At 71.2% G+C, this 12,971-nt stretch carries 13 protein-coding genes; 8 read left to right on the forward strand and 5 right to left on the reverse strand.

Annotated features, from left to right (window positions below; genetic code table 11):
- Positions 1-29: 29 nt before the first annotated feature.
- Positions 30-1,634 (reverse strand): ABC-F family ATP-binding cassette domain-containing protein, encoded by a 1,605-nt coding sequence (locus ACFYTT_RS18485; protein ID WP_131052838.1) that lies wholly within the window; start codon positions 1,632-1,634, stop codon positions 30-32.
- A gap of 230 nt (positions 1,635-1,864) precedes the next feature.
- Between ACFYTT_RS18485 and ACFYTT_RS18490 the strand changes: the two genes are divergently transcribed.
- Positions 1,865-2,773 carry a neutral zinc metallopeptidase gene (locus ACFYTT_RS18490; protein ID WP_131052839.1) on the forward strand — a complete coding sequence of 303 codons (909 nt, stop codon included), beginning with the start codon at positions 1,865-1,867 and terminating at the stop codon, positions 2,771-2,773.
- Between the two features lie 75 nt (positions 2,774-2,848).
- On the opposite strand, the gene ACFYTT_RS18495 is transcribed toward ACFYTT_RS18490, so the two are convergent.
- The 3 genes from ACFYTT_RS18495 to ACFYTT_RS18505 form a co-directional block, all read right to left on the reverse strand.
- Positions 2,849-3,496, reverse strand: a complete 648-nt coding sequence (locus tag ACFYTT_RS18495; protein ID WP_303393496.1) for an acVLRF1 family peptidyl-tRNA hydrolase — start codon at positions 3,494-3,496, stop codon at positions 2,849-2,851.
- 69 nt (positions 3,497-3,565) lie between these two features.
- Positions 3,566-4,213, reverse strand: coding sequence for a nucleoside/nucleotide kinase family protein (locus tag ACFYTT_RS18500; protein WP_387260609.1), 648 nt, complete (start codon positions 4,211-4,213; stop codon positions 3,566-3,568).
- Positions 4,194-5,240 carry a LacI family DNA-binding transcriptional regulator gene (locus ACFYTT_RS18505; RefSeq protein WP_131052841.1) on the reverse strand — a complete coding sequence of 349 codons (1,047 nt, stop codon included), beginning with the start codon at positions 5,238-5,240 and terminating at the stop codon, positions 4,194-4,196. The genes ACFYTT_RS18500 and ACFYTT_RS18505 overlap by 20 nt, the downstream gene beginning before the upstream one ends.
- A 272-nt stretch (positions 5,241-5,512) precedes the next feature.
- On the opposite strand from ACFYTT_RS18505, the gene ACFYTT_RS18510 reads away from it, so the two are divergent.
- The 7 genes from ACFYTT_RS18510 to ACFYTT_RS18540 are packed head-to-tail and all read left to right on the forward strand — an operon-like array spanning position 5,513 to position 11,901.
- Positions 5,513-6,496 carry an ABC transporter substrate-binding protein gene (locus ACFYTT_RS18510; RefSeq protein ID WP_131052842.1) on the forward strand — a complete coding sequence of 328 codons (984 nt, stop codon included), beginning with the start codon at positions 5,513-5,515 and terminating at the stop codon, positions 6,494-6,496.
- 44 nt (positions 6,497-6,540) lie between these two features.
- Positions 6,541-7,566 (forward strand): ABC transporter permease, encoded by a 1,026-nt coding sequence (locus ACFYTT_RS18515; RefSeq protein ID WP_357217422.1) that lies wholly within the window; start codon positions 6,541-6,543, stop codon positions 7,564-7,566.
- Entirely contained in the window at positions 7,559-8,329 is a 771-nt protein-coding gene (locus tag ACFYTT_RS18520) for an ATP-binding cassette domain-containing protein (protein ID WP_131052844.1), read from the forward strand. The genes ACFYTT_RS18515 and ACFYTT_RS18520 overlap by 8 nt, the downstream gene beginning before the upstream one ends.
- A 2-nt stretch (positions 8,330-8,331) precedes the next feature.
- On the forward strand, positions 8,332-8,979 hold the full coding sequence (locus ACFYTT_RS18525) for an orotidine 5'-phosphate decarboxylase / HUMPS family protein (protein WP_387260614.1): 648 nt from the start codon (positions 8,332-8,334) through the stop codon (positions 8,977-8,979).
- Complete coding sequence (locus ACFYTT_RS18530) at positions 8,937-9,488, forward strand: SIS domain-containing protein (RefSeq protein ID WP_131052846.1); 552 nt, start codon at positions 8,937-8,939, stop codon at positions 9,486-9,488. Before ACFYTT_RS18525 ends, ACFYTT_RS18530 begins: the two co-directional genes overlap by 43 nt.
- Positions 9,485-10,420 (forward strand): PfkB family carbohydrate kinase, encoded by a 936-nt coding sequence (locus tag ACFYTT_RS18535; protein WP_387260618.1) that lies wholly within the window; start codon positions 9,485-9,487, stop codon positions 10,418-10,420. The genes ACFYTT_RS18530 and ACFYTT_RS18535 overlap by 4 nt, the downstream gene beginning before the upstream one ends.
- Positions 10,417-11,901, forward strand: coding sequence for a mannitol dehydrogenase family protein (locus ACFYTT_RS18540; RefSeq protein ID WP_131052848.1), 1,485 nt, complete (start codon positions 10,417-10,419; stop codon positions 11,899-11,901). The genes ACFYTT_RS18535 and ACFYTT_RS18540 overlap by 4 nt, the downstream gene beginning before the upstream one ends.
- Positions 11,902-12,017: 116 nt before the next feature.
- On the opposite strand, the gene ACFYTT_RS18545 is transcribed toward ACFYTT_RS18540, so the two are convergent.
- Entirely contained in the window at positions 12,018-12,893 is an 876-nt protein-coding gene (locus ACFYTT_RS18545; RefSeq protein WP_176094629.1) for a sulfurtransferase, read from the reverse strand.
- Between the last annotated feature and the right edge of the window lie 78 nt (positions 12,894-12,971).

Here is a 12,971-nt window from a genome sequence, read left to right on the forward strand (position 1 = left end):
GGGCCCTTCCTTACACCCGGTGCAAATGGTCAGGCCAGCTCGACCAGTTCGAGCAGGTCGTCGCTCCAGGCGTCCTCGTCGCCGTCGGGCAGCAGGATGGCCCGGTCCGGCTTGAGCGCCAGCACCGCGCCCGGGTCGTGGGTGACCAGGACGATCGCGCCCGGGTAGTTGGCGATCGCGTCGAGCACCTGCTCGCGGCTGACCGGGTCGAGGTTGTTGGTCGGCTCGTCCAGCAGCAGCACGTTCGCGCCGGAGCAGACCAGGGTCGACAGCGCCAGCCGGGTCTTCTCGCCACCGGAGAGCACCCCGGCGGGCTTGTCCACGTCCTCGCCGGAGAAGAGGAACGCACCGAGGATCTTGCGCAGCTCGGTGTCGGTCTGCTCGGTCGAGGCGGCCCGCATGTTCTCCAGCACGGTCCGCTCGATGTCCAGCGTCTCGTGCTCCTGCGCGTAGTAGCCCAGCCGCAGCCCGTGGCCGGGCCGCACCTCGCCGGTGTCCGGCTCCAACAGCCCGCCGAGCATCCGCAGCAACGTGGTCTTGCCGGCACCGTTGAGCCCGAGGATGGCCACCCGGGAACCCCGGTCCACCGCCACGTTCACGTCCGTGAAGATCTCCAACGACCCGTACGACTTGGAGAGGCCGGACGCGGTCAGCGGAGTCTTGCCGCACGGCGCCGGGGCGGGGAAACGCACCTTGGCCACCTTGTCGCCGACGCGGACCTCATCCAGGCCCGACATCAGGCGTTCGGCCCGCCGGGCCATGTTCTGCGCGGCCACCGTCTTGGTGGCCTTTGCCCGCATCTTGTCCGCCTGGGCCATCAGGGCGCCGGCCTTCTTCTCGGCGTTGGCCCGCTCCCGGCGCCGCCGCCGCTCGTCGGTCTCCCGCGCCTCCAGGTACGCCTTCCAGCCCAGGTTGTAGACGTCGACCACGGACCGGGTGGCGTCGAGGAACCAGACCTTGTTGACCACCGACTCCAGCAGCGACCCGTCGTGCGAGATCACCACCAGCCCGCCCTTGTGGTTGGCGAGGAAACCGCGCAGCCAGGTGATCGAGTCGGCGTCGAGGTGGTTGGTGGGCTCGTCGAGCAGCAGGATCCCGCCGCCGTTGTCGGCCGCGTCGCGGAACAGGATCCGGGCCAGCTCGATGCGCCGACGTTGACCGCCGGAGAGGGTGCCGATGGTCTGGGCGAGCGCCCGGTCGGGCAGCCCCAGGTTCGCGCAGATCCGGGCCGCCTCGGCCTCGGCCGCGTACCCGCCGAGCGCGGCGAACTGGTCCTCCAGCGCGCCGTACCGACGGACCAGCTTCTCGTCACCGCCGTCGGCGAGCTTCTCCTCCAGGTCCTTCATCCCGGCCATCAACTTGTCCAGGCCCCGGGCGGAGAGCACCCGGTCGCGGCCGGTGACCTCCAGGTCGCCGGTACGCGGGTCCTGTGGCAGGTAGCCGACGGCGCTGCGCCGGTCGATCTGTCCGGCGTACGGCTGTCCCTCACCGGCGAGCACCTTGAGGGTGGTGGTCTTGCCGGCACCGTTGCGGCCGACCAGGCCGATCCGGTCGCCCGGCTGCACCCGCAGCGTGGTGTCGGACAGCAGGATCCGGGCGCCGGCGCGCAGTTCCAGGCCGCTGGCAGTGATCATGTCGGGGTACTCGCTCTCGGGATCCGCAGGGCTGACTCAGGGCACACGAAAGCGCCGGCGGATCATGGTGACCCGTCGGCGCGGGGCGTTCAGCCTTCGCAGAGCAGCACGGGTCGATTGTACCGGGCCCCGGTGAACGGCGAACGCGGATTACCGACCAAGATCGTCGGGTACCGATTCGCCGTCCGGACCGGTTCCGGCCCGCGAGCCACCGACTGATCGGGGTCATCATGGAGCTGAACGAGAATGCGCGGATCGACACCAGCCAGGTGGAGGACCGGCGAGGTGGTGGTGGAGGGGGCGGCGGGCTGGGCATCCCCATCCCGATCGGCGGTGGTCGCGGCGGCATCGTCGGAATCGTCATCGCCGTGCTGGTGGCGCTCGTGGGCGGCGGCTTCGGGCTGAACGCCATGACCGGCGGCGAGCAGGGCGACAACACCGCGTTGGAGCAGCGCTGCGAGGCCCCGGACGCCCTGGAGCAGCTCGACTGCCGCAACAGCCTCTACGTCAACTCGATCCAGGCGTACTGGCGGACCGCCCTACCGGAGGCGTTCGGCGAGCAGTACCGGCCGACCCGTACCGTCTTCTTCGACCAGGCCGTCAACACCGCGTGCGGCCAGGCCGACTCGGGCGTCGGCCCGTTCTACTGCCCGGCCGACTCGCTGGTCTACATCGACCTCTCCTTCTACGAGGTGCTCGCCACGCAGCTCGGCGCCACCGGTGAGTTCGCCCAGCCGTACGTGCTGGCCCACGAGTACGGTCACCACGTGCAGAACCTGCTCGGCACCAACGAGCAGGTCCGCCGCCAGCAGCAGCGGGACCCGGGCAACGCCAACGACCTGTCGGTCCGCCTGGAGTTGCAGGCCGACTGCTTCGCCGGCGCCTGGGCCAAGAACGCCACCGGCACCGCCGACGACCGCGGCCAGAAGATCTTCACCAGCATCACCGAGCAGGACATCGCCGAGGCCATCGACACCGCCGAGGCCATCGGCGACGACGCCATCTCCCGGCGCGCCGACCGGCCGGTGAACCCGGAGGAGTTCACGCACGGCTCCTCGGCCGACCGCAAGCGCTGGTTCAACCGTGGCTACGAGTCCGGCACCCCGGCCTCCTGCGACACCTTCAGCGGCGCGATCTGACGCGGTGCGGACGGGCCCCGGTCGACGCCTGGAAGGGCGTCGACCGGGGCCGTCCGTGTCCGACGTGACGACGGCTCAGGCAGGATCGCGGATCAGGATGTGCACGGCGCGGGCGGCGGTGATCGCGGCCAGCAGCACCGCGTACCGGGGCTCGGGTACGTCGAGCAGCCGGTCGGCACGCAGTGCGGCCAGTGGGGCGAGTCGGCGCTCGGCGAGCACGGTGTCCACGGCCCGCCGGTCGCCACCGGCGACCACCGCGTCCAACCGCTCGGCCTGCGGCAGCAGCAGCCGGGCCGCCAGGTCGACGGCGTCGGCGAGGGCGGCCTTGGCCTGGTTGTCGCGCCGCCGGGCGAACCGCTGCTGGGACCAGCCACCGGCGGCGGTGCGCCCCTGCACGTACCGTGTGTCGACCTTGTGCACCGGCAGCTTCTCCCCCTCCGCGACGCCGACCGCCACCGCGCCCTTGCGCGCCAGCAGCAGTCCGATCCGGCGGGACACGACGGCCTCCGCCGCGAAGGTGTCCAGGTCTGCGGTGGCCGGCGAGCCCGGTGGGGTGTGCAGTTCGGCGGTGGCACCGTCCGGGGCGGTGAGCAGGAGTCCGTACTCCTGCGCGGTGGTGGTGGGTGGACCGTGCCGGTCGGCGAAGCCGGCCACCCAGCGTTCGGTCCGGGCCGGGTCGATCTCGACCCACCGGCCTCCCCCGGCGGCGGGTCGGCTGCTCATCACCCGACCTTACGGCAGACGGACGGGGCGGTACCGTCCGGCGGAAGCGGATCGGCGGCGCCGGGTCCCTCAGTCGCTCGGCGCGAGGTGGACCAGCAGGTCGGCGCAGCGGCGCGATTCGGCGATGACCGCCGCGTTGGCCTGGTCGCTGCCCTGTGCCCAGGCGCGGGCCGCGTCGGGTGTCCTGCCGAAGGCGACGTGGCGGGCGACGAGCCGGTCGAGGCGGACCTCCTCGGCCACCTCCAGATACCAGGTGGTGTCGAGCAGGTCGCGGACGAACTTCCACGGATGCGAGTCGAGCAGCAGGTAGTTGCCCTCGGTGACCACGATCGGGGTGCTGCGGGGCACCGGGATGCTGGAACCGATCGGCTCCTCGATGTCGCGGCGGAACGTCGGCGCGTAGACGACCTCGTCGGTCTGGTCGCGTAGCCGGCGGAGCAGGGCGAGGTAGCCGTCCGCGTCGAAGGTGTCCGCAGCGCCCTTGCGGTCGGCGCGGCCGAGTGCGCCGAGGACCTCGTTGCTCAGGTGGAAGCCGTCCATCGGCACCAGGACGGCGTCCGGGCCGAGCTGCCGGACAAGGGCCTCCGCGACGGTGCTCTTGCCCGCGCCGGGCGGCCCGACGATCCCGATGAGCGTACGGGCGACGCCCGCCGACATCGCCCGGGCGCGGTCGGCGAGTCCGCCGAGCGTCAGGGTGTCAGCCGGCGGCCAGGACACTGTCCACGCTCCCCTGTGTCTGGTGCGGCACGGCGCCGCAGCCGCACGAGTCCCGGTGCCGGAAGGTGGCCGGCACCACCACGGACTGCGGGGCGCGGTCCGGTCGCCGGATCCGGGCGAGCAGGAGTTCGACGGCGGTCGAGGCGAGTCGGGCGGCGTCCTGCGCCATCGCCGAGATCTGCGGGTCGAACAGGTCGGCCCATTCGAAGTCGTCGTAGCAGACCAGGGCGATGTCGTGCGGCACCTTCAACCCGGTACGCCGGATGGCGCGGAGCGCGCCCAGGGTCATCTGGTTGTTCGAGACGACCAGGGCGGTGGCCGGTTCGTCCGAGGCGAGGTGCTCGACGAGGCGCTGCTCCGTGGTGCGTTCGTCGGACTCACCGGCGATGACCAGCCCCGGGTCGTCCGCCAGCCCCAGTTCTGCGACGGCCCGTTGGTATCCGGCGAGCCGGTCCTGGGCCGACATCTCCCGCATGGCGCCCCGGACGTAGCCGATCCGGTGGTGCCCCTGCGCCGCCAGGTGGGCCGTGAGGTGGTGGATCGAATCCAGGCACTCGGAGTAGACCTGGTCGCCCGGCAGGGTCGACCGGCGGTCGAGGAAGATCGTCGGCAACTGTTCGTCGAGCAGCTTCTGCAGGCACTGGGTGAGTTCGCCGTGGCCTTCGAGCGGATTCACGATCAGGCCGCTCACCCGCCGCGCCAGCAGGTGGTTGATCACGTCCAACTCGACCTCGGGGTCGTCGTTGGTGTCGGCCAGGATCAGGGTGTACCCGGCCCGTCGCAGGTGCCGCTCGATGTCCCGGATGAGCGCGGCGAAGTACGGGTTGGTGACCACGGACATCGCCAGCCCGATGGTGTCCGTGGACTGCGTGGCCAGGGCCCGGGCGGCGAGGTTGTGCCGGTAACCGGTCGACTCCAGCGCCTTGCGCACGAGTTCCTCGGTCTCCGGGGCGACCTTGCGCGTCTTGTTGAGCACGTGCGACACGGTCGTCGTCGACACTCCGGCGATCCGTGCTACCTCGGCCATCGTCGCCACTCGTTTTGCACCCTTTCCCCCGGCTCGCCACCTGTCCTACGGCTGCCGGGACCACGGCGAGAAGGAGCTCAATCTAACCAAAAGCAAGCCCTTGCGCAAGCGGTTGCGCGGGGGTAAAGTTCCGCCATCTTCACGGTACGCAAGCGGTTGCGCATCTGATGAAGTGCTGGTGGGGATGCCCGACGACGCAACACGGCCCGGCAGGACGACGGTAGGCGGAACTCCCCTGATGTGGTCTGACTAGTCGACAAGGATCTGGTGGCATGAAGAGGACATTCCGGACAGTAATCGGTGTAGCCATGGCCGGCGCGCTCGCCTTCTCGGTGGCCGCCTGTGGCAACGACTCCGCCGCGGAGGGCGGCGAGGAGCAGTTGACCATCGGGTTCGTCCCGGGCATCGCCTCCGACCCCTTCTTCCGCGCGATGCAGGTCGGCGCCGAGGCGAAGGCCCAGGAGCTGGGCATCAGGCTGCTGTGGCAGGGCGCTCCGGACGAGTACTCGCCCCAGTCGCAGATCCCGTTCGTCGACTCGATGCTCACCCAGCAGGTGGACGGGCTCGTCCTCGTCCCCACCGACCCGGACGCGCTGCAGCCCAGCGTCACCAAGGCGCAGTCGGCGAACATCCCGGTCGTCACCGTCGACACCACGGTCACCGACCAGAGCTACCTCACCTCGGCGATCACCGGTGACAACCGTGAGGGCGGCCGGCAGGCGGCCCAGACCCTGGCCGAGCAGATCGGGGAGTCCGGAGAGGTCTTCCTGATGTCCGGCTCGCCGACGGCGACCACCAACCAGCTCCGCGAGGAGGGCTTCACCGAGGAGCTGAAGAAGTACCCGGGCATCACCCTCGTCGGCAAGGAGTACGCCAACAGCCAGCCGGCCAGGGCGACCTCGGCGGTCAACACGATCCTGCTGAAGCACCCGAACCTCAAGGGCATCTTCGCCGTGGACGGCACCTCCGGCTCCGGCACCGTGGCGGCGCTGCGCAACGCGGGCAAGGCCGAGCAGGTCAAGCTCATCGGCTACGACGCGTACGACAACCAGGTGGCCGACCTCAAGGCCGGCATCTACAGCGCTCTCGTCGCCCAGAAGCCCGGCGACCAGGCCGCGCTCGCCCTGCAGAACCTGGTGGACACGATCCGCGGCCAGAACGTCGACAGCATCGAGAAGGACGTCGTGATGACGAACGTCGTGATGACCAACGACAACCTGGCCGAGACCGAGCAGTACCAGTACCCGACCCAGTAGTCGGCGGCGATCAGGGGAATGCGGATCTCAGGAGGAGGAGCACCATGACGGCCGACACCACACAGGCGGCGAGCGAGACGCGCGCCAGCCGCCTGATGGCGACACTGCTACGGCAGGACGTGATCCTGCTCGGCGTCCTCATCGTCATGGTGGTCTTCTTCACGGCGATGAACCCGCTGTTCTTCAGCCGGTTCGCCTTCGCCAACATCCTGCAGGACTGGGCCCCGGTCATGCTGTTGGCGATCGGGCAGACGTACGTCATCATCACCGGCGGCATCGACCTGTCGGTCGGATCCACGCTCGGATTGAGCGGCGTGGCCTGTGCGATGACGATGAGATCCCTGAACGAGGGTGGAACGGCCACCGCCACGACCATCGCCGTCGGCGTGGTGGTGGCCCTCGCCACCGGTCTCGCGGTCGGCCTGGTCAACGGGCTGCTGATCACCCGGGCCAAGTTGGCGCCCTTCATCGCCACGCTGGCCACCATGGGTGCCGCCGCCGGTCTGACGCTGGTGCTGACCGGCGGCGTCCAGATCGCCGGCGGCCCGGCCGAGGTGATCCGGCTCGGCAACACGCAGTACCTCAACCTGCTGACCGTCCCACTGATCATCGTGCTCGGTGTGCTGGCGGTCGCGTGGCTGACGCTCAGTTTCACCCGGTTCGGCCGCTGGACGTACGCGGTGGGGTCGAACGGATTCGCCGCGCGGGGTGCCGGGATCAACGTCGAACGGCACCTGCTGAAGGTGTACATGCTGGCCGGGTTGATGGCCGGCCTGGCCGGGTTGTTCGTCTACTTCCGGCTCGGCTCGGGCTCGCCCACCTCCGGCCAGGGCCAGGAGCTGGCGGCGATCGCCGCGGCGGTCATCGGCGGCACCAGCCTGGCGGGCGGCGTCGGGCGGATGTCCGGCACCGTGCTCGGCGCACTCATCACGACGGCGGTCCTCAGCGGCCTGATCCTGATCGGCGTCGCACCGAACTGGCAGCAGGTCGTCATCGGCGTCCTGATCGCCGTCGCGGTCGGGGTCCAGCAGATCAACATCCGTACCAGGAGGGGAGCCGGCCGTGGCTGACGCACCCATCTACGAGGCCCGCGAGGTCACCAAGTCCTACGGCAGCGTCCGGGCGCTGACCGACGTCAACCTGTCCCTGCGGGCCGGAGAGATCATCGGTCTGGTCGGCGACAACGGGGCCGGCAAGTCGACGCTGGTGAAGGTGCTCTCCGGCGTGCACCGGCCGGACACCGGCGGCGTGTATCTCGACGGCGTGGCACAGGAGTGGAAGTCGCCGCACGACGCGCTCCAGGCCGGCATCGAGACGCTGTACCAGGACTCCGGCCTCTGCCCCGACCTCACCATCAGCGGCAACGTCTTCCTCGGCCGGGAACGCCGTCGGCCGGGGCTGCTCGGCAAGCTCGGATTCCTCGACAACAAGGCCATGGCCCGCGTCGCGCACGAGGAGTTGGAGCGGGCCGGGATCGGCCTGACCACCGGCGTACGGCGCAACGTCAACCAGCTCTCCGGTGGGCAGCGGCAGGCCGTCGCCATCGGCCGCGCCGTCGCCTGGGCCCGCAAGGTGATCATCCTGGACGAGCCCACCAACCACCTCGGCGCCCGGCAGTCGGGCGAGGTGCTGAAGGTGATCGCGGGAGCCCGGGAACGGGGTCTGGGCGTCATCTTCATCTCGCACACGCTGCCGCACGTGCTCCAGGTGACCGACCGCATCGTCGTGCTGCGCCTCGGCCGGGTCGTGGCCGACGAGCCGACGTCGTCGTTCACCCCGGACTCGCTGCTGAAGGTGATCACCGGTCTGCACACTCCCGAGCCGAGGAGCTAGGCGTGGCGGTCCGTCTGCAACTCGCCATCGACGCGCCGGAGCACTTCGCGCTCATCCCGCGCGTCGGCCGGTATTTCGACATCATCGAGGTCGGCACGCCCGTGCTCAAGCGCTTCGGGCTCGCCGCCATCAGCACCGTCCGGGAACTCGGCGCGGACACACCGGTGCTCGCCGACACCAAGACGGCCGACGGCGGCAGCCTGGAGGCCGAGATGGTCTTCGCCGCCGGGGCCGCCATGATGACCGTGCTCGCGCACGCCTCCCCCGCCACCCGACGCGACACCGACGAGGTGGCCCGACGGTACGGGCGGGAGGTGGTGCTCGACACCATCCTCGACGGCGAACTGGACGTGGAGCCGCTGCTGGACGGCCGCGCACCGCAGGACGTCTGGCTGGCCCTGCACTCCCCGTCCGACGCCCGGCGGGCCGGTCTCGGCAACGAGGACCACATCGACCGGGTGGCCCAGCGCCGGGCGCGCGGATTCCGCGTCTCCCTGGCCGGCGGCATCGGGCGCGCCAACCTGGCCCGCGCCCTGGAGGTCGCCCCCGACATCGTCGTGATCGGCTCGGGAGTCACCGAGGCCACCGACCCGGAAGGAGAAGCGGCATGGATCAGGGCACAGGTCGACCTGTCGACTCCTGGCACCTGAGCGGCACCGAACTGAGGTCGGTGCTCGCGGCGCTGCCCGTCGAGGAGTACGACCGGTTCGTCTCCTGCTTCGACGGCGTGGCCGAGGGCCGCCTCTTCTTCTCCGGGCAGGGCCGCTCCGGGCTCGCCGCGCAGATGGCCGCGATGCGTTTCATGCACCTCGGCCTGGCGGCGCACGTCGTCGGCGAGGCCACCGCGCCGTCGGTGCGGTCGGGCGACACGTTGGTGATCGTGTCCGGCAGCGGGCAGACCCCCGTCAGTGTCGGCTTCGCACGGATCGCCCGCGCGGAGGGCGCGAAGGTGCTGCTGGTGACCCACCAACGGGAGAGCCCGCTGCGGGATCTCGCGGACGGTTCCATCGTCCTGCCGGCGGACGCCAGCCGACAGTTCGGCGGCACGCTCTTCGAGCAGTCGGCGCTGATCCTGCTCGACTCCGTGGTGCTGGAGCTGATGCGGGCGCTGCCGGACCCGGACGCCACGATGAGCTACCACCACACCAATCTCCAGTGACCGCGTCGACCGGAGCCGGGGTGGCGCCCTCCGGCGTGGTCGTGGTGGGCGACCTCCTCGCCGACATCATCGAGCACGAGGACGGGACCCGTACCCGCCACCCCGGCGGTGCCGGGCTCAACCTCGCCGTCGGCGTACGGCGGCTCGGGACACCGGCGGCACTGGTGTCACCGGTCTCCGCCGACCGCCTCGGCGCGTGGTTGCGGGACGCGGTCACCGCCGAGGACGTCGCCCTGGTGCCACTGACCTGCGCGCTGCCGACCGGAACAGCGACGTCCCGGCGGGTGGCGGGAGAGCCGGCCTACGAGTTCTCCGAGGCGATCCAGAACCGGCGGTACGCGTACCCGGAGGCGGAGGTCGCGGCCATGGGCAGCGGTGCCGTCCTGGTCGTCAACTCGTACCCGATGGACGACCTAGGCCAGGTGCAGGCGCTCGTCGACGTCGTCCGCCGGACCGGACGGACCTTCGTCGTCGACCCCAACGTGCGGCCCACGCTGGTGCGGGACGTCCCGGCGTACCGGTCGGGACTCCGCCGGCTCGCCACCGTCGCCGACGTGGTCAAGCTGAGCCTGCAGGACATCGCCGACCTGCACGTCGAGGACCCCGAGCAGTTCGTGGCCGAGCTGCTGCGATCGGGGGTACGGGTGGTCGTGCTGACCCGGGCCGCCGACGGCGTGTCGGTGCACACGGCTGACGGGGTCGTGGCGACCGCACCCGTGCCGGACCGACCCGGACCCGTCGTCGACACGATGGGCGCGGGCGACGCCGCCCTCGCCCGCCTGGTGTGCGGCGTCGCCGAGGACGGCGTCGACCTGGACGCGGCGCGGTGGCGCGATCTTGCCCGCGAGGCGATGGACCTCGCGGCCGACATCTGCCGGATCTCCGGCGGCAACCTGGCCGCGCTGCGGCCCACAGGACGGAAAGAGCGATGAGGGAACTGAGCAACGCGAGCCTGACCTCGCTGCCCAGCGAGGTCGAGGCGCCCCGCTACGACCGGGCGGCACTGCGCGGCGGGATCGTGCACTTCGGTGTCGGGCACTTCCACCGCTCGCACCAGGCGATGTATCTCGACGAACTCATGCGCCGGGGGCAGGGCATGGACTGGGCGGTGCACGGCGTGGGCGTCCGCCCCGCCGACGAGGGCACCCGCAACCGGCTCGCCGCGCAGGACCATCTCTACACGCTGACGGTGAAGGAGCCGGACGGCAGCCGACGCAACCGGGTGATCGGCTCGCTGCTGAGCACCGGGTACGCCCCGCAGGACCCGACCGGCGTCGTGGAGCGCATCGCCGACCCGGCCACCCGCGTGGTGTCGCTGACCATCACCGAGGGCGGGTACGGCATCGACCAGGTGACCGGCGAGTTCACCGGCGACTCCGCCCCGATCCGCGCGGACCTGGACGCCGACGTGCCGAACGCGACACCGTTCGGGTTGGTGCTCCAGGCGATGCGCCTGCGGCGCGCCCGGGGCCTGGGCGGGCTGACCGTGATGTCCTGCGACAACATCCAGGAGAACGGCGTGGTGTCCCGCGCCGCGTTCCTCGGCTTCGCCGGGATGAAGGACCCCGAGCTGGCCCGGTGGATGGCGCAGGAGGTCTCCTTCCCGAACTCGATGGTGGACCGGGTGACCCCGGCGACCGTGGACGCCGACCGGGCGTACCTGGAGCGGACCTTCGGCTACCGGGACCGCTGGCCGGTCACCGCCGAGCCGTTCCACCAGTGGGTGCTGGAGGACACCTTCGTCGCCGGCCGCCCACCGCTGGAGGACGTCGGCGTGGACATCGTCGGGGACGTCGAGCCGTACGAGCTGATGAAGCTGCGGTTGGCGAACGGCACCCACCAGGCGCTCTGCTACTTCGGTTTCCTGCTGGGGCACCGGTACGTGCACGAGGCCATCACCGACCCGGACGTCCAGGCGCTGCTGCTGCGGTACATCGACGAGGAGGCCGTACCGACGCTCAAGCCGATCGCCGGGGTCGACTTCCGGGCGTACGGCCGCACGGTGGTCGCGCGCTTCGGCAACCCGGAGATCCAGGATCCGTTGACCCGGATCTGCGCCGACACCTCGGACCGGATCCCGAAGTTCCTGCTGCCCGTGGTGACCGCGCAGCTCGCCGACGGCGGGCCGGTGGGCATCTGCGCCGCCGTCGTGGCGGCCTGGGCGCGGTACGCCGAGGGCACCGACGAGCAGGGCCAGCCGATCGACGTGGTGGATCCGCGTCGGGACAGCCTGATGGCCGCCGCGCGGCGCAACGGGGACGACCCGACCGCCTTCATCGCGGACCGGTCGCTCTTCGGCGCTCTCGCGGACTCCCCCCGGTTCGTCGAGGCCTACGTCGAGGCCCTGCGACTGATCCGGACCGGCGGCGTGCGCGCCGCCCTGCGGCAGATCGTGGCGACACCGTCCCGCTGAGCCGGGACCAGTCGGCACCGTCCCGCTGAGCCGGGACGTGTCAGACGCCGTACAGCCCTCCGGCCCGCCGCGCTGTCGCGCTGGCGGGCCGGAAGGCGTACGGGGGTGGGACGCGCTCAGCCGACCTCGACGGGCAGCGACGGGTCGCTGGTCCACTCGCGCAGGGAGCCGTCGTACACGGCCACGTCGGTCTCCCCGATCAGGCGCAGTGCCAGGGCGTCGCCGGTGGCCGCGATGCCTCCGCCGCAGTAGGTGACCTTCCGGCCCGGCTGGGCCTGCACCTCCTGGAAGATCTCCCGCAGCTCCGGCACCGGCCGGAAGGTCCCGTCGGCCGGGTCGAGCAGCGCGGCGACGAAGACGTTGCGGCTGCCGGGGATCCGGCCGGGGCGGGCGTAGTTGATCGTCTCGGTGGCGTGGTGGTCCTCGGGCGACAGCGAGTTGATCAGGCAGGCTCCGCTGACGTTCTCCACCACCTGCTTGACCTCGTCCAGATCGGCGAAGAGTTCCGGCCGGGGCGTGCCGACGAACTGCGCGGGCGGGTAGCTCTCCTCGCCGTCGCGGGTCGGCCGGCCCTCGGCGGTCCACTTGCCGAACCCGCCGTCGAGGACGGCCACGTTGTCGAAGCCGTTCGCGAGCAGCAGCCACCACACCCGGGTGGCCCAGAAGACGTTGGCCGCGTAGACCACGACCGCCGTGTCCGGGCCGATGCCCAGTCGGCCCGCCGCCGCGGCGAAGCGCTCCGGAGAGGGCTTGGTGAACCAGCCGCCGTCCGGCTCGGAGAGGTCGTCGATGATGTCGGCGAACGCCGCCGACGGGATGTGCGCGGTCAGGTACTCGGGGCGACCGGACGTCTGGGACCAGTCCTGACCGGCCTCGCTCGGCGGGGCCAGGTGCACGGTCGCGTCGAGGATCCGCAGGTCCGGGTGGTCGAGGTGCTGGGCGAGCCACTCGGTGGACACGAGCGGGGTGGGCAGGTCGAGGGTGCGTGCCATGAGTCCTCCTGTCGCCGGGATTCCCTATCTTGGCAATCGGGATTACCTTCGCGACAATACGGCCCCGACCTGCGGATA

Origin of the sequence: Micromonospora sp. NPDC003816, from assembly GCF_042874705.1 — a bacterium.
Lineage (GTDB): Bacteria > Actinomycetota > Actinomycetes > Mycobacteriales > Micromonosporaceae > Micromonospora.

Coding starts and splice junctions, on each gene's coding strand:
- ACFYTT_RS18485 (WP_131052838.1), bottom strand. CDS start 1,634: ATGATCACTGCCAGCGGCCTGGAACTGCGCGCCGGCGCCCGGATCCTG.
- ACFYTT_RS18490 (WP_131052839.1), top strand. CDS start 1,865: ATGGAGCTGAACGAGAATGCGCGGATCGACACCAGCCAGGTGGAGGAC.
- ACFYTT_RS18495 (WP_303393496.1), bottom strand. CDS start 3,496: ATGAGCAGCCGACCCGCCGCCGGGGGAGGCCGGTGGGTCGAGATCGAC.
- ACFYTT_RS18505 (WP_131052841.1), bottom strand. CDS start 5,240: ATGGCCGAGGTAGCACGGATCGCCGGAGTGTCGACGACGACCGTGTCG.
- ACFYTT_RS18510 (WP_131052842.1), top strand. CDS start 5,513: ATGAAGAGGACATTCCGGACAGTAATCGGTGTAGCCATGGCCGGCGCG.
- ACFYTT_RS18515 (WP_357217422.1), top strand. CDS start 6,541: ATGACGGCCGACACCACACAGGCGGCGAGCGAGACGCGCGCCAGCCGC.
- ACFYTT_RS18530 (WP_131052846.1), top strand. CDS start 8,937: ATGGATCAGGGCACAGGTCGACCTGTCGACTCCTGGCACCTGAGCGGC.
- ACFYTT_RS18540 (WP_131052848.1), top strand. CDS start 10,417: ATGAGGGAACTGAGCAACGCGAGCCTGACCTCGCTGCCCAGCGAGGTC.
- ACFYTT_RS18545 (WP_176094629.1), bottom strand. CDS start 12,893: ATGGCACGCACCCTCGACCTGCCCACCCCGCTCGTGTCCACCGAGTGG.